24 protein-coding genes are annotated in these 22,165 nt (G+C 65.6%); 13 read left to right on the top strand and 11 right to left on the bottom strand.

Going from position 1 to position 22,165, the window contains the following annotated elements:
- Window positions 1–6 precede the first annotated feature (6 nt).
- From folC to B9N72_RS14870, 3 genes are read right to left on the bottom strand one after another with little or no spacing between them, the layout of a single operon-like run.
- On the bottom strand, window positions 7–1,281 hold the full coding sequence (gene folC, locus B9N72_RS14880; protein ID WP_085277088.1) for a bifunctional tetrahydrofolate synthase/dihydrofolate synthase: 1,275 nt from the start codon (window positions 1,279–1,281) through the stop codon (window positions 7–9).
- Between the two features lie 2 nt (window positions 1,282–1,283).
- Window positions 1,284–1,751: a protein YgfX gene (locus tag B9N72_RS14875; protein ID WP_085277087.1), complete on the bottom strand. Its 468-nt coding sequence runs from the start codon at window positions 1,749–1,751 to the stop codon at window positions 1,284–1,286.
- A 7-nt stretch (window positions 1,752–1,758) separates the two neighbouring features.
- Window positions 1,759–2,112 carry a hypothetical protein gene (locus tag B9N72_RS14870; RefSeq protein WP_085277086.1) on the bottom strand — a complete coding sequence of 118 codons (354 nt, stop codon included), beginning with the start codon at window positions 2,110–2,112 and terminating at the stop codon, window positions 1,759–1,761.
- 144 nt (window positions 2,113–2,256) lie between these two features.
- On the opposite strand from B9N72_RS14870, the gene B9N72_RS14865 reads away from it, so the two are divergent.
- The 5 genes from B9N72_RS14865 (at window position 2,257) to B9N72_RS14845 (ending at window position 7,267) form a co-directional block, all read left to right on the top strand.
- Window positions 2,257–4,170, top strand: a complete 1,914-nt coding sequence (locus tag B9N72_RS14865) for an ATP-binding cassette domain-containing protein (RefSeq protein WP_085277085.1) — start codon at window positions 2,257–2,259, stop codon at window positions 4,168–4,170.
- Complete coding sequence (locus B9N72_RS14860) at window positions 4,167–4,688, top strand: C40 family peptidase (protein WP_085277084.1); 522 nt, start codon at window positions 4,167–4,169, stop codon at window positions 4,686–4,688. Before B9N72_RS14865 ends, B9N72_RS14860 begins: the two co-directional genes overlap by 4 nt.
- Window positions 4,688–5,266, top strand: coding sequence for a hypothetical protein (locus tag B9N72_RS14855; RefSeq protein WP_085277083.1), 579 nt, complete (start codon window positions 4,688–4,690; stop codon window positions 5,264–5,266). Before B9N72_RS14860 ends, B9N72_RS14855 begins: the two co-directional genes overlap by 1 nt.
- A 100-nt stretch (window positions 5,267–5,366) precedes the next feature.
- Complete coding sequence (locus B9N72_RS14850) at window positions 5,367–6,368, top strand: class 1 fructose-bisphosphatase (protein ID WP_085277082.1); 1,002 nt, start codon at window positions 5,367–5,369, stop codon at window positions 6,366–6,368.
- A 98-nt stretch (window positions 6,369–6,466) separates the two neighbouring features.
- Window positions 6,467–7,267 carry a response regulator gene (locus B9N72_RS14845; protein WP_085277081.1) on the top strand — a complete coding sequence of 267 codons (801 nt, stop codon included), beginning with the start codon at window positions 6,467–6,469 and terminating at the stop codon, window positions 7,265–7,267.
- Window positions 7,268–7,297: 30 nt separating this feature from the next.
- Here the strand turns inward: B9N72_RS14845 and B9N72_RS14840 are convergent, their stop codons facing one another.
- Window positions 7,298–8,140, bottom strand: coding sequence for a hypothetical protein (locus tag B9N72_RS14840; RefSeq protein ID WP_085277080.1), 843 nt, complete (start codon window positions 8,138–8,140; stop codon window positions 7,298–7,300).
- Between the two features lie 78 nt (window positions 8,141–8,218).
- Window positions 8,219–9,250, bottom strand: coding sequence for an EAL domain-containing protein (locus tag B9N72_RS14835; protein ID WP_085277079.1), 1,032 nt, complete (start codon window positions 9,248–9,250; stop codon window positions 8,219–8,221).
- A 229-nt stretch (window positions 9,251–9,479) separates the two neighbouring features.
- On the opposite strand from B9N72_RS14835, the gene B9N72_RS14830 reads away from it, so the two are divergent.
- The 3 genes from B9N72_RS14830 (at window position 9,480) to B9N72_RS14820 (ending at window position 12,562) form a co-directional block, all read left to right on the top strand.
- Window positions 9,480–10,352 (top strand): NAD(P)-dependent oxidoreductase, encoded by an 873-nt coding sequence (locus tag B9N72_RS14830; protein ID WP_085277078.1) that lies wholly within the window; start codon window positions 9,480–9,482, stop codon window positions 10,350–10,352.
- 403 nt (window positions 10,353–10,755) lie between these two features.
- Window positions 10,756–12,060 (top strand): DEAD/DEAH box helicase, encoded by a 1,305-nt coding sequence (locus B9N72_RS14825; RefSeq protein ID WP_085277077.1) that lies wholly within the window; start codon window positions 10,756–10,758, stop codon window positions 12,058–12,060.
- 145 nt (window positions 12,061–12,205) lie between these two features.
- Window positions 12,206–12,562, top strand: coding sequence for a DUF2249 domain-containing protein (locus B9N72_RS14820; protein ID WP_085277076.1), 357 nt, complete (start codon window positions 12,206–12,208; stop codon window positions 12,560–12,562).
- A 114-nt stretch (window positions 12,563–12,676) separates the two neighbouring features.
- Here the strand turns inward: B9N72_RS14820 and B9N72_RS14815 are convergent, their stop codons facing one another.
- Window positions 12,677–13,021: a YkgJ family cysteine cluster protein gene (locus B9N72_RS14815; protein WP_327078302.1), complete on the bottom strand. Its 345-nt coding sequence runs from the start codon at window positions 13,019–13,021 to the stop codon at window positions 12,677–12,679.
- 315 nt (window positions 13,022–13,336) lie between these two features.
- On the opposite strand from B9N72_RS14815, the gene B9N72_RS14810 reads away from it, so the two are divergent.
- Window positions 13,337–13,747 (top strand): YMGG-like glycine zipper-containing protein, encoded by a 411-nt coding sequence (locus B9N72_RS14810; RefSeq protein ID WP_085277074.1) that lies wholly within the window; start codon window positions 13,337–13,339, stop codon window positions 13,745–13,747.
- A gap of 75 nt (window positions 13,748–13,822) precedes the next feature.
- Here the strand turns inward: B9N72_RS14810 and B9N72_RS14805 are convergent, their stop codons facing one another.
- The gene (locus B9N72_RS14805; protein ID WP_085277073.1) at window positions 13,823–14,128 is read right to left on the bottom strand and encodes a panthothenate synthetase; all 306 of its coding nucleotides are present in this window, start codon (window positions 14,126–14,128) and stop codon (window positions 13,823–13,825) included.
- A gap of 72 nt (window positions 14,129–14,200) precedes the next feature.
- Entirely contained in the window at window positions 14,201–14,500 is a 300-nt protein-coding gene (locus B9N72_RS14800) for a helix-hairpin-helix domain-containing protein (RefSeq protein WP_085277072.1), read from the bottom strand.
- A 118-nt stretch (window positions 14,501–14,618) separates the two neighbouring features.
- Here B9N72_RS14800 and B9N72_RS14795 point away from each other — a divergent pair, with 118 nt between their 5' ends.
- Window positions 14,619–15,743, top strand: a complete 1,125-nt coding sequence (locus B9N72_RS14795; protein ID WP_085277071.1) for a PQQ-dependent sugar dehydrogenase — start codon at window positions 14,619–14,621, stop codon at window positions 15,741–15,743.
- Here the strand turns inward: B9N72_RS14795 and B9N72_RS14790 are convergent.
- Window positions 15,721–17,223, bottom strand: a complete 1,503-nt coding sequence (locus tag B9N72_RS14790; RefSeq protein WP_085277070.1) for a sigma-54-dependent transcriptional regulator — start codon at window positions 17,221–17,223, stop codon at window positions 15,721–15,723. The two genes, B9N72_RS14795 and B9N72_RS14790, sit on opposite strands and share 23 nt — an antisense overlap.
- Window positions 17,224–17,388: 165 nt before the next feature.
- Here B9N72_RS14790 and B9N72_RS14785 point away from each other — a divergent pair, with 165 nt between their 5' ends.
- From B9N72_RS14785 to B9N72_RS14775, 3 genes are read left to right on the top strand one after another with little or no spacing between them, the layout of a single operon-like run.
- Window positions 17,389–18,186, top strand: coding sequence for a hypothetical protein (locus tag B9N72_RS14785; protein WP_200811003.1), 798 nt, complete (start codon window positions 17,389–17,391; stop codon window positions 18,184–18,186).
- Complete coding sequence (locus B9N72_RS14780; protein ID WP_085277069.1) at window positions 18,183–18,563, top strand: hypothetical protein; 381 nt, start codon at window positions 18,183–18,185, stop codon at window positions 18,561–18,563. The genes B9N72_RS14785 and B9N72_RS14780 overlap by 4 nt, the downstream gene beginning before the upstream one ends.
- Window positions 18,560–19,897 carry a B12-binding domain-containing radical SAM protein gene (locus tag B9N72_RS14775; protein ID WP_085277068.1) on the top strand — a complete coding sequence of 446 codons (1,338 nt, stop codon included), beginning with the start codon at window positions 18,560–18,562 and terminating at the stop codon, window positions 19,895–19,897. Before B9N72_RS14780 ends, B9N72_RS14775 begins: the two co-directional genes overlap by 4 nt.
- A gap of 73 nt (window positions 19,898–19,970) precedes the next feature.
- Here the strand turns inward: B9N72_RS14775 and B9N72_RS14770 are convergent, their stop codons facing one another.
- Together B9N72_RS14770 and B9N72_RS14765 are read right to left on the bottom strand one after the other, a co-directional pair.
- Window positions 19,971–20,705: a pseudouridine synthase gene (locus tag B9N72_RS14770; RefSeq protein WP_085277067.1), complete on the bottom strand. Its 735-nt coding sequence runs from the start codon at window positions 20,703–20,705 to the stop codon at window positions 19,971–19,973.
- A gap of 164 nt (window positions 20,706–20,869) precedes the next feature.
- A complete protein-coding gene (locus B9N72_RS14765; protein WP_327078303.1) occupies window positions 20,870–22,066 on the bottom strand; it encodes an amino acid aminotransferase in 1,197 nt (398 codons plus the stop codon).
- Window positions 22,067–22,165 lie beyond the last annotated feature (99 nt).

The following is a 22,165-nucleotide window of genomic DNA, read 5'->3' as shown; positions in this document are numbered from 1 at the left end:
CCTTCCTCAGGATGTGTGATGTCGCGCCTCGAGCACCGCGGCAACGGTGTGGAACGAGCCGAATGCGACGATTCTATCATTTTCCCCGGCTGCCGATAAGGCAGCGGTCCACGCCTCGGCGACTGTGTCGTACACATTCACGTTACGCACGCCAAGATCAGCCAGGCGTTCCGCCAGCTGCGCCCCGCTCTGCCCGCGCGGCAAGTCGAGGCCGCCGACGAACCAGCCGTCGAACTCGTCCTTGGCCAGCGCCACGACGGCATCAAGATCCTTGTCGGCCAGCATCGAGAACACGGCATAGCGGTTTTCGGCGAAGGCGAGCTTCTTCAGGTTGGCCACCATGGCCTTGACGGCGTGCGGGTTGTGGCCGACGTCCAGGATCGCCAGCGGGCGGCCTGGCAGCACCTGGAAGCGCCCGGGCCAATCGACTTCGAGCAGGCCGCGTTTGACCGCACCGATGCCGACAGGCAGTTTTTCCTTCAAACACTCCAGCACCGCCAGCGCGGTGGAGGCATTGACCAGCTGGTAGCTACCGCGCAGCGCCGGGAACGGCAAGGCATGGCGAAACACCTCGCCCACGCGGAACGACCATTGGTTTTCCAGCTTGTTGAAGCCGAAGTCGCGGCCGTATAGCTTGAGGTCGGCGCCGAGCGCGGCGGCATGGTCGAGCAGGCGTTGCGGCGGGTTGGCATCGGCGCAGATCGCCGGCTTGCCGGCACGGAACACGCCAGCCTTCTCGAAACCGATGTCCTCACGGTTGTCGCCGAGGATGGCTTGGTGGTCGAGATCGACGCTGACCACCACCGAGACGTCCGGCTCGAACACGTTGACCGCATCCAGGCGGCCGCCCAGGCCCACTTCCAGCACCATCACGTCGACGTCTTGATCGACGAAGGTCTTGACGGCGCCCAGGGTGCCAAATTCGAAATAGGTCAGCGAGGTCTCGCCGCGTGCCGCCTCGACGGCGGCGAAGCCCTGCACGATCAGATCGTCGTCGACCGGCTGCATGTCGATGGCGACGCGCTCGTTGTAGCGCAGCAAGTGCGGCGAGGTATAGGTGCCGACCTTGAAACCGGCCCGGTTGAGCATGGTGGACAGCATGGCGCAGACCGAGCCCTTGCCGTTGGTCCCTGCCACCAGCACGATCGGGCAACGGGGCGCCAGCCCCATGGCGTCGCGCACGCGGCGGACGCGCTCAAGCCCCATCTCGATGGTGACGGGGTGCAGGCTTTCCAGGTGTGACAGCCACTCTGGCAACGTAGTCGGTGTCGTGTTTGTCATGGTTATGTATTCAGATTCGGTGCGGAGTCGGGCTCCGGTGCGTGGAACCAGCGCAAATAGACCCGCAAGGCGCGCAAGGATTCCCGAGCGGCGGAATCCGGCCACAACACCAGCGAGCGGCGATGCCCTTCCAGCCTCAGATTCACGACCACCAGCCAGGGCGTGATCACCGTGTCGCGCTCGATATCGGCCGGCACGGCGAAAGGGCCGAACCAGGCCACCAGTTGCCCCTGCGGCGAGACCTCGAGGCGGCCGATGCGTTGCCGCGACGGCCACCAGCCATCATGGCGCAGCCCGTGCCACAACACGGCGGGCAGGGGCAGCAGCAGCCAGGCCGCCATGGCCAGCGGCAGGTAGTACAGGCTGGCCGCCGCCAATGCCAGCGCACTGCCGATCAGCAGCGCGAGCCAGATCCGCGAAGGACCGAGCTCGACGGCAAACGGCGGCACGGCACGCTGGCGCGCGGTCATGGCGGGCTCAGAGCTCGGCGGCAGGGTAGTTGTGAATGTCTTCGTCGACGCTGTCGAGCACGGTGGAGTGGATTTCGACGTCGAACCACTCCCAGAAGGTTTTCAGCGAACGATCGGTTGGCCACAACGCTTCGTCTTCGTACCAGGAAGCCAATTCGATCTTGAACAGCTGGTCGGCCATGTCGTCGATACGCGACACGCCTTCTTCCGGGTCGGTGAATTCGGGCAGCAGGATCACCGTGCAGTCGGCGCGCAGGCTGTCGAGGGTGAGATCGGTGTCGTTGCCCGGCACGTTGTTCAGCCAGTTCAGAAACGGCTCTTTCGGCTTGATGACGGCGACGGATCGATCGACGAAGTACATGAAATTCCTTTCGCTAAAGCGGCCGCGGGTGGGGCCGGCGGTAATGGCGCGCATTGTAACAGCCCGGCCGGCCGGGCGCGAAGCGGACTTCGCGCCCGTGCTACAATTCGGCGCATTACGGTATCTCTGGATCATTGCAGACTCATGGCTCTCATCACGGTCGACAAGGCCTGCCTGGCTTTCGGGCACAACGCGCTGCTGGACAAGGTGGATTTCGTGCTGGAACCCGGCGAGGTGGTCGGACTGATCGGCCGCAACGGCGCCGGCAAGTCGTCGCTGCTCAAGAGCATCGCCGGCACGGTGGCACTGGACGACGGCCGCATCAACATGAAGGGCGACGTGCGCGTAGCCTATGTACCGCAAGAGCCCGAGTTCAACCCCGAGCACACGGTGTTCGAGGCCGTAGCCGAAGGCCTGGGCGATCTCAAGGCGCTGCTGACCGGCTATCACAAGGCGACCCAGGCGCTGACCGACTCGTCGGCCGACCATGAAACCCTGCTGGCCGAGATGGAGCGCATCCAGCACGAGCTGGAAGCGCGCAACGGCTGGCAGTTCGACGCTCTGATCGCCACCACCCTCTCCTACCTGGGCCTCAACGCCGACACCCGTATCAGCGAACTGTCGGGTGGCTGGAAAAAACGCGTGGCGCTGGCGCGGGCGCTGGCCGCCAAGCCGGACGTGCTGCTGCTGGACGAACCGACCAACCATCTCGACGTTTCCGCCATCGAATGGCTGGAGGGCCTGATCAAGAATTTCGCCGGCAGCGTGCTGTTGATCACCCACGACCGGCGCTTCCTCGACAACGTCGCCACGCGCATCGTCGAGCTGGACCGCGGCATCCTGCGCAGCTACCCCGGCAGTTTTTCCGCCTACCAGGCGAAGAAGGCCGAGGAGATGGCGGTGGAGGAAGAGCAGAACCGCTTGTTCGACAAGTTCCACGCCCAGGAAGAGGTGTGGATCCGCAAGGGCATCGAGGCGCGCCGCACCCGCAACGAGGGCCGCGTGCGCCGGCTGGAGCAGATCCGCCGCGAACGCGCGGTGCGGCGCGAGCGCGTCGGCCAGGTCAACTTCCAGCTCGACGCCGGCGAGCGCTCGGGCAAACTGGTGGCCGAGCTGGAACACGTCGGCAAGGCCTTCGGCGACAAGCTCATCGTGCGCGATTTCACCACGCGCATCCTGCGCGGCGACAAGATCGGCCTGATCGGCCCCAACGGCGTCGGCAAGACCACGCTGCTGAAGATGATCCTCGGCGAGCTGGCACCGGACAGCGGCACCGTCAAGCAAGGCAGCAAGCTCGAAATCGCCTACTTCGACCAGTTCCGCGAGCAACTGGACGAGGACATGAGCGTGGCGGACGTGATCAGCCAGGGCAACGACTTCGTCGAGATCGCCGGCCAGAAAAAGCACGTGATGAGCTACCTGGAAGACTTTCTGTTCTCGCCGCAGCGCGCCCGCAGCCCGGTGCGCTCGCTCTCGGGCGGCGAGCGGAATCGTTTATTACTGGCGCGCCTGTTCACCCGCCCGGCCAACGTGCTGGTGCTGGACGAACCGACCAACGACCTCGACATCGACACGCTGGAGTTGCTGGAGGACGTCATCGACAAGTACAGCGGCACGGTGTTCCTGGTGAGCCACGACCGCGCCTTCCTCGACAATGTGGTGACGCAGGTGATCGCCTTCGAGGGTGACGGCAGACTGGAAGAATACCCCGGCGGCTACCAGGACTGGATCGACACCAAGGCGCGCATGGCGGCGCTGAAGCCGGCCGAGTCCGCGTCCAAGGCACCCACAGCGGCACAGGCATCGCGCCAAGACAAGCCCAAAAGCGGCCGCACCAAGCTGTCCTACAATGAAACGCGCGAGCTGGCCGGCCTGCCCGAGCTGATCGCCACACTGGAAGCCGAACAGGCCGAGCTGAACCAGAAACTGCTCGACCCCAACTGTTACCGCGACACCCCGCGCGAGGCTATCGCCTGGCAGCAACGCATCGAACAGATCGACGAGCTGCTGCTGGAGAAACTGGCGCGCTGGGAAGAACTGGAAAGCAAACAGGGATGACCTCTCGCCGGTGCTCCGCCGTCATTATCGCCGTCGTGGTCGCCGCGCTGGCCGCCTGCAGCAGTGCCCCGCCCCGCAAGACGGCCGGCAGCCGACCGCGTCCGCCGGCCAGTACGACGCTGTCGGGGCTCACGGCGGACGGCGCCGGGCGCGAGATCCTGATGTACACCCTGGGCCTGCTGGACCTCGACTACCGCTTCGGCGGCAGCAATCCCGAGGCCGGGCTCGATTGCAGCGGCATGGTCAGTTACATCTATCAGAACGCCGTCGGCGTGAAGCTGCCGCACAACGCGGCGCAGATCGCCGGCGTGGCACGGCCGATCGAGGCCAGCCGGATGCAGGTCGGCGACCTGGTGTTCTTCAACACGCTGAACCGGCCGTTCTCGCACATGGGCATCTACATCGGCGACGGCAAGTTCGTGCACGCGCCGCGCAGCAACAGCACCATCCGCGTCGAGCGCCTCGACAACCGCTACTTCGCCGCGCGCTTCGAAGGCGCGCGCACGCTGTTCGACTGATGCGTGACTGGGGCGCAAGGTTGGCCGAAGCCTGGCAGAAGACCTCGGCCCGACTGCCGCGGCTGCACCGCGATGGCTTCTCGCTGCCGCGCGAGTTGCTGCTGGCGCAGCTGCGCAAGCACCTGGACGGCGACGACTTCACCGTGCTCGACCTCGAGCTCGCGGACGACGCCGGCCTCCTGACGCTCGAGGTGCTGCGCCCGGCGCCGGCACGGCTCGCCATCCGCTTCCACTTTTTGCCGGTGGACTGGCCGCGGCGCGAGCTGGTGCTGGCCTACACCCTGAAGGGCGAGGCCCGCTCGTCCTCGCTGGCGCGGCGCGCCCTGACCGGGCTGGTGCTGGCCACGCTGGAGGCCGGCTGGGGGGAACGGCTCATCCGCAAGCTGACGGAGCCGCTGGCGTGGCTGTCGAGCGGGTCGCAACGGCTCACGCTGCACCTCGACCGCCTGCCGCGCGTGGCGGGCTGGCTGGAGCAGCCGGTGTTCGGCCAACCCCTGGCCGAGCGCATCGCCATTGCCGACATCCGCACTGTCCCCGACGCGCTGCGCGTCACCCTGAGCCGCAACAAGGCGGGCTGACACGCTAACAGCAAGCCCTGCCGAGGCGTTATAATGCCGCCTGTTCTTTCCGCCGACCGATACGCCCCGGCGGCAGCCCACCCCGATACAGAGGATATCCATGAGTCACACCACCCTCAGCCGCTTCCTGATCGAGCAGCAGCGCAAGCAAGGCAGCATTCCGCCGGAACTGCGTTTCCTGATCGAAACCATCGCCCGCACCTGCAAGGCCATCAGCCATTCCGTGCACAAAGGCGCGCTGTCGGGCGTGCTGGGCGAAGCCGGCACCGGCAACGTACAGGGCGAGGCGCAGAAGAAGCTGGACGTGATCGCCAACGACGTGCTGCTGGAAGCCAACGAATGGGGCGGCAGCCTGGCAGCGATGGCGTCGGAAGAAATGGAACTGCCGCACGCCATCCCGGGCGAATACCCCAAGGGCGAGTACCTGCTGCTGTTCGATCCGCTCGACGGCTCGTCCAACATCGACGTCAACATCTCGGTCGGCACCATCTTTTCGGTGCTGCGCTGTCCCGAGGGCGTGACACAGCCGACCGAGGTCGACTTCCTGCAGCCGGGTACGCGCCAAGTCGCCGCCGGCTACACCGTGTACGGCCCGCAGACCATGCTGGTGCTGACCTTCGGCAACGGCGTGCACGGCTTCACGCTGGACCGCGAGAACGGCAGCTTCGTGCTGACCCACCCGGACATGCACATCCCGGAAACCACCAAGGAATTCGCCATCAACATGTCCAACATGCGCCACTGGGAGGCCCCGGTGAAACGCTACGTGGACGAGCTGCTGGCCGGCACCACCGGGCCGCGCGGCAAGGACTACAACATGCGCTGGGTGGCATCGATGGTGGCGGAAGTGCACCGCATCATCATCCGCGGCGGTGTATTCATGTACCCGAAGGACGCGCGCGACCCGTCCAAGGCGGGCAAGCTGCGCCTGATGTACGAAGGCAACCCGATGGCCTTCATCATCGAGCAGGCCGGCGGCGTCGCCACCAACGGCCATCAGCGCATCCTCGACATCCAGCCTTCCAAGCTGCACGAGCGCGTGGCGGTGTTCCTGGGTTCCAAGGAAGAAGTGGAACTCGTCACCCGCTACCACGCGGAGTAAGCCCCAGAACCAGCCCGTGCGCCGCACGGGCTTTTTTTCGGCCAACCGCCCGACCGGACCGTAACACCCCATCCCGCCAAGCCAACGAGGACGCCGACGTGCCGCTTCCCCAGCTCCTGACCATCGCCCTGGCCGAGCCCTCGCCGCTGCAGGCCCAGATCATCCGCCATGCCCTGAACGAACTGGGCATCCGCAACGTGGACGTGTTCCACAGCGGGCAAGCCTTGCTGCAGCACCTGCAGCAGCACACCCCGGACGTGGTGATCAGCGCGCTCTACCTGCCCGACATGACCGGCACCGAACTGGTCTATGCGCTGCGGGCACAGCCCGCCCACCTGGACCGGCCGTTCATCCTGATCTCCAGCGAGACCAAGCCGCACTACCTCAACCCGGTACGCCAGGCCGGCGCGCTGGCGATCTTGCCCAAGCCGTTCACCACCGCCCAGCTCGACAAGGCGCTCGGCAACGTGCTGGAGTACCTCAATAGCGACCCGATGCTGAACGAGTGCGACGAGGATTTCAGCATGCTGAAGGTGCTGATCGTCGACGACAGTGCCACTTCGCGCCGCCTGATCCGCACCGTTCTGGAAAAAATCGGCTTCGAGCAGATCGCCGAAGCCGAAGACGGCAGCGAGGCGGTGCCGCTGATCAACGCCACCCACTTCGACCTGGTGGTGACCGACTACAACATGCCGCACATGGACGGCAAGCAACTGGTGGAATACATCCGCACCCAGAGCATGCAGTTCACCGTGCCGATCCTGATGGTCTCGAGCGAAACCGACCAGCGCCGCCTGGCGGCGGTGCAGGACGCCGGCGTGTCGGCGGTGTGCGACAAGCCGTTCGACACCGCGGTGATCCGCCAGCTGGTCAGGCAGTTCGTCGCCGAGCGCGCCTAGTCAGGCCGACCTCCGTGGCGGCGCGCCCCGTCAGCGCGGCGCCACCCAGACCAGCCGGCTGCGGCTCTTGTCGTCGCCCAGCGCCTGGCGGCGCCAGTAGCCGGCACTGTTCACCACGCCGTCCAGCCCCGGCAGCTCCGGCACCTGGCAGCGCGTCACCTCGATGAATCCCGCCTTGAGCAGCGCACCACGCCCTTTCTGACGCGTCTTGGGACAGGTCGGGTGCGTGGCCGCCACCACCCACTCCGCCGTGGAGCCTTCTTCCCACACCGCCTCCAGCGTCACCTTCGGCTGGGTCATCATGGCAAAACCGTTCAACACCGACTCCAGCAGCGGACGCCACGGCGCCGGCACGCCGTCGAGTTGCGGCGCCAGCTCGCCGGGGTAGTTGACCGTCAGCGTCCACAGCGGCTCGGGAACCTGCCACCAGTTCGTCCCCTGCCCGGAGAACGCCGCCTCGACCAGCACCAGGTCGAGCTGCCGGTCAGCAGGCCGATGGCGGATGAAGGCCCCGCCGCTGGCCTCGCCGCTCACCTGCAGAAAGAAGGCTTCCGCCGGCAGGATCAGCGTATCCGGCAGATGGGACGGCAGTCGCGTGTGCGCCAACGCCCGCGCCAGTCCGGCGTCAAACTCGGCGATCAGACGGCCGTGCCGGACGTGGTAGCCGTACGCCAGGGCCAGCACGAGCTCGGCCTCGGGCACGCCGTCCGCCTCGCCGTAGACCTGGGCAACCCGCGCCAGCTCACGCCCGACCAGTTCGCCGACACCGTCTTCGGCCAACGTGACGCTGCCGGGTTGGGAAAAGAGCTGCCCCACGCGCTTGGCCCAAGGCCGGGTCAGGGCGTAGCGCTGCACACCGTATTGCATACTCATCGGGATGTCCGCCAAGAAAAAAGGCCGGATTGTAGCCGACCTTGGTTTTGCCGTTCAAAGCCTGCGCCTGAGGCGTGTTCAGGTGCCCTCCGCTCGCGGCGCCGCCGGACGCGGCGACTCGGACTCGGACGCCACTTCGGCGTAGAGCCAGCGGCGGAAATGATTCAACGTCATCGGCCGCCCGAAGAAGAAGCCCTGCAGGAACTGGAAGCCCTTGGCGTTGAGGTAGCTCTGCTGCCCCTGGGTTTCCACCCCCTTGATCATCACCTTGAGGCCGAGCTGGGTCGCGTTGACCAGGATGTCGTCGAGGATGTTGCCGCGGAAACCCTCCTTGCCGATGGCCGAGACGTAGCCCTTTTCCACCTTGAGGTAGTCGAAACCCCAGGTTTGCAGGTAGTGGCGGTCGGCATGGCCGGCGCCGAAGTCGTCGAGCGCCAGCTGGACCCCCATGGCCTTGAGCTCGCGCACCACCTTGAGGCTCTCTTCGTGCTCTTCCAGCGCAACCCGCTCGGACACTTCCAGCACCAGCTGGATGTGCTTGTCCTTCAGCACCGACAGCAACAACCGGCAGTCCTCGATGATGTCGCGCGTGGTCAGGTGGCTGGCGGATATATTGACGCCGACCACGAACCCTGCCGGCAGCATCATCTGCCCCAGCTCGTAACCGACGCAGCGCAGCAGGTAGCGGGTCAGCGCCACGATCAGTCCGGCCTCCTCCGCCGCCGGAATGAACAGCTGCGAGGGGATGAAGCCCTGCACCGGATGGCGCCAGCGCGCCAGCACCTCGACGCCGATGCAATGACCGGACTGGGCCGTGACGATGGGCTGGTAGTGGACGAAAAACTCGCGCTTGCGTAGACCCTGGGCGATCTCCCAGTTATTGGAATTGCGGCTGTCCTTGGTGCTGTTGATGGCCCAACCCAGGGCAGCCCCCGCCAGCAGCGCCATCAGCAGCGGCGCCAGCAACCCGCCCATGGCCAGCGTCAGCCGCGACTCCAGCGTCACCAGCAGCAAGCCGACGAGGACGCACAGCACCATGGCCGAGACATAGACGGCCCACGCGGGGGCCCCCAACAGGGCCCGGCCCCACACCATTTTCAACTTGCGCATTCCGCCTCTCGCCCCGTGACTGATTCATCCTGCTCGCCCAGCGTCGTGTGCGCTACCGCCACCCCGCTGTGGATGGCGAGCTCTCAGGATAATGTTTCATTCATCGCAGATAAAGCTCAAGCTGGTTTTATTCGTTCCGCCCAGTTGTTCCGCCGGCCACGGCATGCTCCCGATGACAGCCGGCACCCGGCCCCGCTACCATGAACTCCCCCAGCAACAGGAATAGCGCATGGAACGGATCGGATTTATCGGCCTGGGCCTGATGGGTCAGCCCATGGTCAGGCGGCTGCTGGCCGCCGGGCATCACGTCACCGTCTGGAACCGCAGCCCGGAGAAAAGCCAGGCAATGGCGGAACACGGCGCCCACATCGCAACCAGCCTGGCCGAACTGGCTCGCGGCTGCACCCTGCTGATGAGCTGCGTGTCGGATACGCAGGCCGTCGAAGCAGTGGTGTTCGGCGCGGACGGCCTCGCCGCGCACGGCCGCCCGGATCAGCTGCTGGTCGACTTTTCCAGCATCGAACCGGCCGCCACGCGCGACATGTCGGAGCGGCTGCAGCAGAGGTGCGGCATGCACTGGGTCGATGCACCGGTATCGGGCGGGGTGCGCGGGGCGGAAAACGGCCAACTGGTGGTCATGGCGGGCGGGCAGGAAGACGACATCGCCCGCCTGCGCCCGCTGGCGACGGCGCTGTGCCAGCGCCTGACCCACATGGGCCAGGTCGGCGCCGGCCAAGTCACCAAGGTATGCAACCAGCTGATCGTCGCCGCCAACGCGCTGCTGATCGCCGAGGCGGTCTCGCTGGCAGAAAAATCCGGCGTCGATGCCACCCTCCTGGCGCCGGCGCTGGCGGGTGGCTTTGCCGATTCGCTGCCGCTGCAGATCCTCGCACCGCGCATGGCCAGCCAGAACTTCGAGCCGGTGCAATGGAAGGTGGCGACGCTGCTCAAGGACCTCGACAACGCGGTCAAGCTGGCTCGCGAGGCCGGCGCGAGCTCGCCCCTGGCGGCGCTGGCCGACCAGTTGATGCGCCTGCACGCCGGACAGGGTCACGCTCAGGCCGACCTGAGCACCGTGGTGCAACTGTACCGGGAACCCTGATACGGCACCGTGGCTGCCTGCCACGTGGGCGGCGGAGTGAAATTTTCCGGACGCCCGCGACAAGACACACGCAAATCAATTACTTAGAAAGGCTGTTTGGCGAAATAACTTGCCAGACGGCTTTTTTTCCCGTACTATCCGGCCTCTTGAAGTTTCAGCCGGGCTTCTTCGTTGTTCTCCCCCTGCAGTTAGCAGTTCACGCCTTTGCCCCGCTCAAACAGAGTTTCATCGTCCCTGACCGCTATTTTAGGCTTCGACCACGGAATGCTCCTTTTCCGGACCGCTGTTCGCCGCTTGCTTGGTTAGTGCCGATGAGTCGGGTGACCCGATTCTGAAGATGGTCACCGCATCCCGCCTATACCAGGCCAAGTGACGCCGGACATGCCGGCACTGAAAGGACATCATGCATTTTGCTGATCTGGGCCTCGCCCCCGCTATTACCTCCGCTCTCGACGCTGCCGGCTACACCACCCCGACTCCGGTTCAGGCTGCCTCGATTCCGGCCGCGCTGGCTGGCCACGATCTGCTGGTTTCGGCGCAGACCGGTAGCGGCAAAACCGCCGCTTTCCTGCTGCCCTCGCTGCAGAAGCTGACCGAGCGCTCCACCGGCTCGGGCCAGGGCCCGCGCATCCTGGTATTGACCCCGACCCGCGAACTGGCCCAGCAGGTTGAAAAGAACGCCACCGAATACGGCAGCCAACTGCGCTGGCTGCGTACCGTGTGCCTGGTCGGCGGCGCTTCCTTCGGCTACCAGATCCGTGCCATGAGCCGTCCGGTCGACCTGATGGTCGCCACCCCGGGCCGCCTGATGGACCACATGCGTTCCGGCCGTATCGATTTCTCGCGCCTGGAAATGCTGATCCTCGACGAAGCCGACCGCATGCTCGACATGGGCTTCATCGAAGACATCGAAACCATCGTCAAGGCCACCCCGGAAAGCCGCCAGACCGTGCTGTTCTCGGCCACGCTGGACGGCACCGTCGGCAAGCTGGCGCAGAAGCTGACCCGCGACCCGCAGCGCATCGAAATCGCCCGTGAAGAAACCGGCGGCAACATCGAAGAACACCTGCTGTACGCCGACGACAACCGTCACAAGGAACGTCTGCTCGACCACATCCTGAAGGAAGCCGGCTTCGACCAGGCCGTGATCTTCACTGCCACCAAGATCGGTTCCGAAGAGCTGGCCGACAAGCTGTCGGACCAGGGTTACGCTGCCGCCTGCCTGCACGGTGACATGCCGCAGAACTGGCGCAACCGCACCCTGAACGACCTGCGCCGCGGCCGCGTGCGCATCCTGGTGGCCACCGATGTCGCAGCGCGCGGCATCGACGTGCCGACCATCACCCACGTGGTCAACTACGACCTGCCGAAGCAGGCCGAAGACTACGTGCACCGCATCGGCCGTACTGGTCGTGCCGGTCGTGACGGCGTGGCGATCACCCTGGCCGAGTCCAAGGAATTCCACAAGGTGCGCCGCATCGAGCAGTACCTGAAGCGCCAGATCACCGAAGGCGTGATCGAAGGCATGGAACCGACCCGTCGCCCGCCGAAGGGTGGCCCGCGTCGTGCCGGCGGCAAGCCGGGCGAGCGTCGCGGCGGCTACGGCGGCAACAACCGCAAGCCGGGCGGCAACGGTGGCTACGGTAACCGTGGTCCGCGCCAGGGCGGCAGCGGCGGCTACGGCAACCGCACTCGCGCCGCCGACTAAGCGGCAGCAATGAAAAATGGCGACCTCGGTCGCCATTTTTCTTGCCTGTCGTTCCTGCTCGCAATTTTCTTATCTTCGCTCAAGGATGCGTCGCCTCGCTACGGGCATCCTGCCGACTGTTCACCCACACGACAGGACCCCTACCATGAGCGAATTGCCGGTACTCGACAACAACGTCTTCCCCTTCGACGCGCGCGGCGTAGCCAAGCGTTTCCGTCATGCCGCCATTTTCGGTGCCATCGAATCGCTGTACGACGGCGACACCATGCGCTTCATCAACGATCACGACCCGCTGCCGTTGCTGGACCAATTGCGCCAGCGCTACGGCCACCAGCTGACCTTCAGCTACGTCGCCCGCGAGCCGGGAAACATCGTTATCGACTTCAAGGTGCAGTTGGGCGAGCAGGCCGCTGACGGCCAGCAGCAAGCCGCGAGCGAAGCGCCGGCCCAAGGCGGCGGTTGCGGCGGCGGCGGTGGTGGCTGCGGTTGCTCCGGCCACTAAGCCCGGCACCGACACGCTACGACGCTGGTCCCGCTTGTGCGGGGCCAGCGTTTTTTTGTGCCCTGCGTCGCGAGCTCAGGCAGCCGCGACGAGCACCGGCAGCTCGGCCAGCCCTCACTTGGCCCGCGCCCTGTTGCACGCCTCGGTGTACGCCTCGAACTCTCGACAGGTCGACGAGCGCTGCGGGTAGATAGCACAGCCGACCTCCCGGCCGACCTCGCCCTGCAAGGCCACACAGCGCGGCGTGTCGGACCAGGTGCCGCGCATGCGGCGGCGAAAATCGTTGATTTTATCGGTGAGATGCAGCGGGACCGGACCGCCGCCGTCATCGGCTTCGGCTTCGGCTTCGGCTTCGGCTTCGGCTTCGGCCCAGTAGAACGAGACGCGGAAGGCGGCGCAACAGGTGCCGCAACGCAGACGGGGACGCCCGCCGATCCGCATCGCCAGAGGCGAGCACACCACCGCTCGCGTCAGCCACGGAAATGTAGCCTCGCCGACACAATGGCCACCGGATATTTTATGAAGCGCCGTTAACACTTTGCCCCCTCTTCGCACCCGTCCGACAGCACCCTTCCCCCTCGCCACGATACGGCAGAACCCTTTCCAGACAAGGACTTGCCATATCCCGACGCCATGAGCGGCACGACCCCGGAGCCAGCCCCTCGCCCCTCCTGAGTCACCATCCTCCGGCGCTAAACATTTGCTAACAGTTTGCCGCCCCACGGCCTCCGGGGAGTGCCTACACTAGGCTCATCAACACACGGGAGAACGATCATGCTGCTGAAGAAATGGATTGCCGTACTGTCGCTGGGGCTCGCGGCCACCGCCGCCCAGGCACATTCCGACGCCGTCTTGGGTGGTGCGCTCGGTGGTGCAGCCGGCGCCGTCATCGGCTCGTCCATCGGCGGGCGTGACGGAGCCATCGTCGGCGGCGCCCTGGGTGCCGCGACCGGGGTCGCCATCAGCCAGCGCCCCTACTACTACGAGCCGGCACCCGTGGTCTATGCCCCGCCCCGTCGGGTGGTGGTCGAGGAACCGGTCTACGTCCGCCCGCGCCCGGTCATCATCGAGCGCGAGCGCTACGTGGATTACGGCCCGGGCCCGTACTGGGCAGGCCGCCCGGGATGGCGGCATCACGGCTGGAAGCATCGCGGCTGGGAGCGCCGCGACTGGGAAGATGACTGATCGCAAGGGCAACCTCTGCGCAGCGAAAAGGCGGAGCCCTCGGGCTCCGCCTTTTCGCTGCTTGGCACCGCTCGGTCAGCCCCAGCGCTTGCCCAACAGCTCCAGACCGGCACGATTCAGGTCGGCCGGGGTCATCGCGATACGGAATTCGCAATCGGCCTCGAACTGCAGAAAGAACGGCTCGGCGTAGCGCGGAATCTCGCTCGCCTCGTTGACGTTGATGACCGCCACCACGGTCCGCAAACCGTTCTGCTCGGTGAAGTAGATCGCCTCGGGCTTGATCTCGTCCACAATCTGCGCCATAACTTCGGCGGCCCTCCCTTCCCGTACCAACTGGTTGAACGGCTCGTGGGGGATATGCGCCATCATCAGCATCTTCATGTTTTTTCTCCTGCCCCGGCGACCCGGCCAGGGCCTTGCGATTGAAAGGAAATGCGCCGTCTCGTCCCGGATTCAGGAAGAGCCGCAGGCAAGACGCGCCTTGCGCTCCATGGTGTAGGCCCACCACGGCCGGGCACCGTGGCCGTCCATAAAGCGGACGATGGAGATGAAGGTATCCAGCAGGCAGGGGTCGTAGCGGGTGGCGTCGAGTATGCACAGCTCGTGGTACAGCGCGTAGGGGTCCGCGCCCTTCAGATCCTGCGGATCGACGATGCCGATATGTCGCAGGTAGCCCGCCAGCGCCGGGCCAACGTTGGGCAGCTCGGTGAGTTGCCGCACCTGGTGCGGTGGCACACAGCGGGACGGATGCATGGTCTGGGTTTCCAACGTTGGCCGAAGCGACACCTGGCAAGGCGGTCTTTCTCCATCATAATCGATGACAAGAAGCCGTGCCCGCCCGTTCGGCCCGCCCTCGTCAGGAGAATCCGCCATGCCTCTGCGCGCCATCCTCGCCGCACTGCTGCTGGGCCTCGTCGGCCTCGCTTCGGCCAATCCCTACCCCAGCCAACTCTATTCCTTGCAGCTGACCACACTGGCCCGCGGGCTGAACCACCCCTGGTCGCTGGCCTTCCTGCCGGACAGGCGGATGCTGCTCACCGAGCGTGCCGGTCGCCTGCGCCTGCTCGATGCCCAGGGCCGGCTCGACCCGCAACCGGTGAGCGGCGTACCAGCGGTAGTCGCCGTAGGCCAGGGCGGGCTGTTCGACGTGCTGCCGCACCCGCGTTTCGCGGACAACCACCTGATCTACCTCAGCTACGCCGGCGGCACGCCCGAATCCAGCAGCACCGAGATCGCCCGCGCCCGGCTCGACGGCCACGCGCTGCGCGAACTGACGGTGATCTTCCGCCAACTGCCGCGTTCCGATTCCGACCACCATTACGGCGGCCGGCTGCTGTTTGATCGCGCCGGCAAGCTCTACCTGTCACTGGGCGACCGCGGCGAGGACGCCCGCGCGCAACGCCACAACGATCACGCCGGCTCGGTTATCCGCCTCAATGACGACGGCAGCGTGCCGCCCGACAATCCCTGGGTCGGTCATCCCGGCTGGAAGCCGGAGAAATTCACCCTCGGCCACCGCAATCAGCAAGGCATGGCGCTCAACCCGCGCACAGGTGCCGTCTGGACCCACGAGCACGGCCCGCAGGGCGGCGACGAGGTCAACGTGATCCGAGCCGGTGCCAACTACGGCTGGCCGGTGATCACCTACGGCAAGACCTACGGCCTCGGCCTGCCGATCGGCGAAGGGACACACAAGGCCGGCATGGAACAGCCGCTGAAGGTGTGGGTGCCGTCGATCGCCCCTTCCGGCATGGCGTTCTACCAAGGAAAACCGTTTGCGCGCTGGCAAGGCGACCTGCTGATCGGCGCCCTGAAGGACCAGATGCTGGTGCGGCTGAAACTGGACGGCGACAAGGTGGTAGCGGAAGAACGCATGCTGAAGGGCGTGCTGGGGCGCATCCGCGACGTGCGCGTCGGCCCGGACGGCTTGGTCTACCTGCTTACCGACGAGGACGACGGCAAACTGGTGCGGGTCAGCCCGGCGGCAAGCCGTTGAGCTGCCGTTCAGCCTCATCCAGGTATTTGCGAACAGTCCGGCGATCGAGCCCGGTGCGCTGCGCCACCTCGACGTAGACCGGATGGCGCCGGTAGAGCAAGGCGCAATAGCCGGCGAGAAGCTGCTCGGCACTGAGGCTGCCTGCGCGGACAGCGGCCAGGAACGCCTCCTCCTCGGTGGCCGCTGCCGGCTCGCCCCTATCCCCTCCGTAGGCCCCGGTCAACAGGATGCGCCGCACCGCCTGCTCCAGTTCGCGCACGTTGCCCGGCCAGCCATAATCCGCCGACAGATCGCGCCGCAAGGCCGTCAGGACGTGATCGATCAGCGGCGGGCTCGCCTCTCCCGTCATGCGCCCGATGAGGATGGCGACCAGTTGCTCGAGTTCGCCGGGCGCCTCGCCGAGGCGCACCCGCAGCGGCGGCACCACGATGACGTCGGAACAGAGCCGATAGAACAGATCGTCGCGCAGACCGTTCTGCCCGCGCAGTTCGGACAATGGACGGTTGGTCGCCCCAATCACCCTTCCCTTGAAACGCTTCGGCGCATGACTGCCCAGGGAGACGAAAGTCCGCTCCTGCAGTACCTGCAACAGCTTGATCTGCACCGGCGCGCTGACCTCGCCGATCTCGTCGAGAAACAGGGCCCCATGCGCGCTGCAGCGCTCGAACACCCCCTCATGATTGTTGATGGCACCGGTGAAGGCCCCCTTCTGGTGGCCGAACAGCTCCGACTCGATCAAGGTCTCGGGAAATTGTGAGAGGTTGAGCGCGATGAAGGTATGGGCGAAGTTCTCCACGAAGCGGCGCCGCGCCGGCGCGTACGGGATGAACGACGAGCGGCCGATCGCGGATGCCGCGCTGCCCTTGCCGGTACCGGTCTCGCCCAGCAACAGCGTGGAGAAATCCTCCATGCGGTTCCACAGCCGCAGGTTGAAGTTGTGCATGTCGTAGGTGAAGGTATTGTTCCAGAGCGCCAGGCGCAGGCCGCGCATCGACGGACTCTCGCCCGGCAGCGAGCGCTGGATGAAGTAGAAGGCGCGGCGCAGCTGGTAGAAGAAAGCGAAATAGCGGCCGATGGCCTCGTCGCCGAAACCGCGCCGCCCCATGTCGGTGTACAGTTCCTCGGCAAACCACACCTCCAGCGGCGTCTCTTCCAGCAGTTGGCACTCGATCAGCCTGTCCAGTTTTTCCAGATAGCGGATATAGGTCAGGTAGAGGTACGCCGCCTCCAACAGCGGCCGGTCCTCAGCGGTAAAGTCATCAAGACGCGCCGCCCCCCCGACATCGAAACGCTGCAGCTTCTGAGCGGCCACCCGGTAGAGCGCCAGCTGGTCCCCCTGCAGCGCCGGCAGCGTCATGCCTGGCACCAGTTCCAGCAAGAGCTGCTCGCGCTCCCGGCTGAACGGGTTGCTGAACACGAAGCGCGCCAAGCGGCGGAAGAACTCCCGCTCCGGCGCCGTCAGTAGGCAAGACTGCGGCATGGCGACACCTGATGTACATCGCATGATCATTTAATGTACACAATGATTCGCAACCATGCCTGGAAAACAGAATTTATAGCGTAAAATCAATTAGTTGCAAAATTTACCGCATTGGCACGGGAAATGCCTAGACAGCAGCATGCACTCCCAATCAGGAAAACCGCCATGCCCCTTCTCTCGCGCCGCGCCCGCCTCGGCATCCTGGTCGCCGTCGGTACCGTCTTCGCGCTGGCTTCCTTGCTGCTGCCGCCCGTCGCCCAGCCGCTCGCCTACCATCACTTCGCCGACCAGCGCCCGCTGCTCGGCCTGCCGCACGCCCTCGACGTAGCGACCAATCTACCGTTCCTGGCCGTCGGCTTGGCCGGACTCGCCTTCCTGTCCGGACCGAAGGCGGCCACCGCCTTTGCCAGGCCCGTCGAGAAATGGCCCTACGCGCTGTTCTTCCTGGCGGTCGCGTTGACCAGTGCCGGCTCGATCTACTACCACCTGGCGCCGGACAACCCCCGCCTGGTCTGGGACCGGCTACCGATGAGCGCGGGCTTCATGGCACTGCTGGCGGCGCTGATCGCCGAGCGTATCGATCTGGGTGCAGGCCTGCGCCTGCTGCTACCGCTGACGGCGCTGGGCCTGGCTAGCGTCGGCTACTGGCATTGGAGTGCACAGGCCGGCAGCGAGAACCTGCTGCCTTATCTCGCCGTGCAGTTCGGCACGTCCGTTCTGGTGTTGCTGATTGCGGCGCTGTTCCCCTCGCCCTACACCCGGGCAGACGACATCTACTGGGTGGCCGCGCTGTATTTCGCTGCCAAAGTCGCCGAATATCTGGACGCCGGGTTGTTCGCGCTGGGCGGCGTCCTGTCAGGGCACAGCCTCAAGCACCTGCTGGCGGCGGGCGCGGCGTATCGATTGTTGCGGATGCTGCAAACGCGCGAATTCAAGCGCTCGGCAGCAGAAGGATGGCGATGATCACGCTGAATCTATGGGCAGCGTGGCTCGGTATCGCCGCCGGCCTGCTCAGCGGTGTCACACTCGGGCTCTTCTTCCATCGCGATACTTGGCTCGGCGGCTACGCCTCCTGGCCACGCCGGCTGCTGCGGCTCGGCCACATCAGCTGCTTCGGCGTGGCATTTCTCAATCTGGCCTTCGCGGCGACGGTACGCCTGACCGGCGAACTGCCCCACGGGCAGCTCGCTTCCTGGCTACTCGTCATCGGTGCGCTGACCATGCCGCTGGTCTGCGCCCTCGCGGCGTGGAAAAAGCCGCTACGCCACTTGTTCTTCATCCCGGTGTTCGCCCTGCTCGGCGCGGCCGCGGCCGTTATCGGAGGAGGATTCGCATCATGAAAATCGGTTTGATCGCGATGAGCGGCATTCGCGCCTGCGACCAGGAGCTGCTGGCACTCGGCCTCACCCTTCCCGGCTTCGTCGAACGCAGCAAGGCCATCGCCTCGCTGCCCAGCCTGGGGCTCTTGACCCTGGCCGGCATGACGCCACGCCGCCACTCGCTACGCTATTTTGAAGTCGCCGAACTGGCCCGGGCGGAGTCCTTGCCCACCGACTTCGACCTGGTCGCGATCTCTAGCCTGACAGCGCAGGTGAAGGAGGCCTACTGCCTAGCGGAACGCTACGCCCGACTCGACGTGCCGGTCGTCATGGGCGGATTGCATGTCACGGCCCTGCCCTACGAGCCTGGTCAGCATGGTGCCAGCGCTGTGGCGGGAGAAGGCGAAGCGGTCTGGCTGGAGGTGCTCGAGGATGCCGAACTGGGCAGCCTGAAACCGCTCTACGACGCACGCAGCCGGGAATTCGACCTGGCTGAAGCACCGCTGCCAGCGTTCGAACTGCTGGATATTTCCCACTACAACCGCTTCACGGTACAGACCAGCCGTGGCTGCCCTTGGCGCTGCAATTTCTGTGCGAGTTCGATCCTGCTGACGCGCAAATACAAGCAGAAGCCGATCGCCAAGGTACTGGCCGAGGTCGACGCCATTCTCCGACTCTGGCCGCGCGCCTTTATCGAGTTCGCCGACGACAACTCCTTCGTGCACCGGCGCTATTGGCGCGAGCTGCTGCCGGAACTGGCCAAGCGCCACATCAAGTGGTTCACCGAGACCGACCTGTCGGTCTATCAGGACGAGGAGCTGCTGGACCTGATGCGTGCCGCCGGCTGCGCCGAGGTGCTGATCGGCTTCGAAAGCCCGGTACGCGACGGACTCGACGGGGTCGAGCTCAAGAGCAACTTCAAGTGGAAACACGCCGAGGAATACCGCACCGCGATCCGCACCATCCAGCGCCACGGCATCCGGGTGAACGCCTGCTTCGTGATCGGCCTCGACGGCCATACCCCGGACATCGTCGAGTCGCTGCTCGAATTCGTGCACGATACGCAGCCCTTCGATGTTCAGGTGACGGTGCCAACGCCGTTTCCCGGCACACCTTTCTACCAGCAACTACTGGACGAGGGCAGGCTGATCGACCCTCACGGCTACGAGCGCTGCACGCTGTTCGACGTCAATTTCCGGCCACGGGGCATGACCGGCGAGCAAGTCCGCACGGCGATGAAGCGGCTGGCGGTGGAGCTCTACAACGAGGACTTCACCCGGCAGCGGCGCGAACGCTTCAAGACCTCCTGGGTCAGCGAGCGGCGCGCACGAAGGACGCCAAGCACCATGGGTTAGCCTTGCCTACGCTCGGCAGGTGGAACGGCAAAGCACCGTACCGGCTCTACAGCACGTCGCCCTGCCGATCGGGTCAGAACCGTTCGTGCTCGGCCAGGTAGCGCCACTGCCCCTGCTCCAGATCGCCCAGCGCGATGCGGCCGATGCGGATGCGCTTCACCGCCGTCACGCGCAGGCCGACCAGCTCGGCCATGCGGCGGATCTGGCGACGCACCGGGTCGCGCAACACGAAGCGTAGCTGGCTATCACTCTGGCGGCTGACCTTGACCGGCTTCAGCGCTTCGCCGTCGAGGCTCAGGCCGTGCCGCAGCTGCTCGAGCATGGCCTCGCTGACCTCACCCTCGACCCACACCAGGAACTCCTGTTCGAAGTCGGCCGCCTTGGCCATCAGCGCTCGCGCAATGCGGCCATCCTGGGTCAGCACCAAGAGGCCGGACGAATCGACGTCCAGCTTGCCCGCCGGCGCCAGGTAATTGAGATGTTTCTTCAGGAAGGTGTAGCCGGAACGGTCCCTGGGCGAACGGGTCTCCGGCTTGATCAGCTGCCAGGCCGGACGCTCGCCGGCCTCCGACGGGCCGGAGCCGTAGCCCACCGGCTTGTTGAGCAGGAAGGTGACGCGCTCGGCCTGCAGCGCCATCGCCTGGCGCGTCAGTTCGATGGTCTGCTCCGGGCGCACCCGGCTGCCCAATACGTTCACCACCACGCCGTCGACCTTGACCAGCCCCATCTCGATGAATTCGTCGGCCTCGCGGCGCGAGCACAGGCCCAGTTCAGTCATGCGTTTGGACAGGCGGATGGTATCGGTCATGGCGGAGACTCGGGGGTGATTCGACAGGAGCGCGATTATCGCGCTTTTGGCGGCGACGTGCGCGGTTATCTGCGGCCAATCTTTGAACCCGCACACATGACAGGCAAACAAAAACCCGGCCGAATCGCTCCGGCCGGGTTTCTCTGAAACGGCGACGGACGAAATCAGCCCTTGACCACCGCAGCGATGGCCTCGGCCACGTAGCCGATGTTCTTGCTGTTGAGAGCGGCCAGGCAGATGCGGCCGGTCGACACGGCGTAGATGCCGAAATCGTTCTTCAGCTGTTCTACCTGGGCGGCGGAGAGGCCGGTGTAGGAGAACATGCCGCGCTGCTTGATCACGAAGGAGAAGTCCTGCTCCACGCCCTTGGCCTTGAGCTGCTCGACCAGACCGGAGCGCATGGCGCGGATGCGGTCACGCATGCCGGCCAGTTCGTCTTCCCACTGCTGACGCAGTTCCGGGCTGGACAGCACGGCGGCCACGATGGCGCCACCATGAATCTGCGGGTTGGAGTAATTGGTGCGGATCACGCGCTTGAGCTGCGACATCACGCGGCCGGCTTCTTCCTTGGAGGCGGTCACGATGGACAACGCGCCGACGCGCTCGCCGTACAGCGAGAAGCTCTTGGAGAACGAGCTCGACACGAAGAACTGCAGGCCGGAAGCCGAGAACAGATTCACCGCCACGGCATCCTGATCGATGCCTTCGGCAAAGCCCTGGTAGGCCATGTCGAGGAACGGCACCAGGCCGCGCTCACGGCAGGCTTCGACCACTTCGCCCCACTGGGCGTCGGACAGATCAGCGCCGGTCGGGTTGTGGCAGCAGGCGTGCAGCACGATGATCGAACCGGCTTCCAGGCCCAGCAGGAAGGCCTTCATCGCGGCGAAGTTGACGCCACGGGTGGTCGGGTCGTAGTACGGGTAGTTCTCTACCTTGAAGCCGGCAGCTTCGAACAGCGCGCGGTGGTTTTCCCAGCTCGGGTCGCTGATGTAGACGGTGGCGTTCGGGTTCATGCGATGCAGGAAATCAGCGCCGATGCGCAGCGCACCGGTGCCGCCCAAGGCCTGGGCGGTGACCACGCGACCGGACTCGGTCAGTTCGCTGCCGGCGCCGAACAGCAGGTTCTGCACGGCTTGGCCGTAGATGGCCGGACCTTCGATCGGCTGGTAGCCGCGCGGCGGCATGGCTTCCAGGCGGGCCTTCTCGGCGGCCTTGACGGCGGCCAGAAGCGGAATCTTGCCGTTGTCGTCGTAGTACACGCCCACGCCCAGGTTCACCTTGGTGGCACGGGTGTCAGCGTTGAAGGCTTCGTTCAGGCCGAGAATGGGGTCGCGCGGCGCCATTTCCACGGCGGCGAAGATCGAAGTGGTCATCAGGAGCTCCATGAGTATTGCCGATTGCGGCAGCATCGCCGGATTTGTGCAGGAGGCCGGTCGACGCTGCGGGGGATAAAAACGAAA

This window comes from Pseudogulbenkiania subflava DSM 22618 (assembly GCF_900177275.1).
GTDB lineage: Bacteria > Pseudomonadota > Gammaproteobacteria > Burkholderiales > Chromobacteriaceae > Pseudogulbenkiania > Pseudogulbenkiania subflava.
This window is presented reverse-complemented; position numbering and strand designations above follow the sequence as displayed.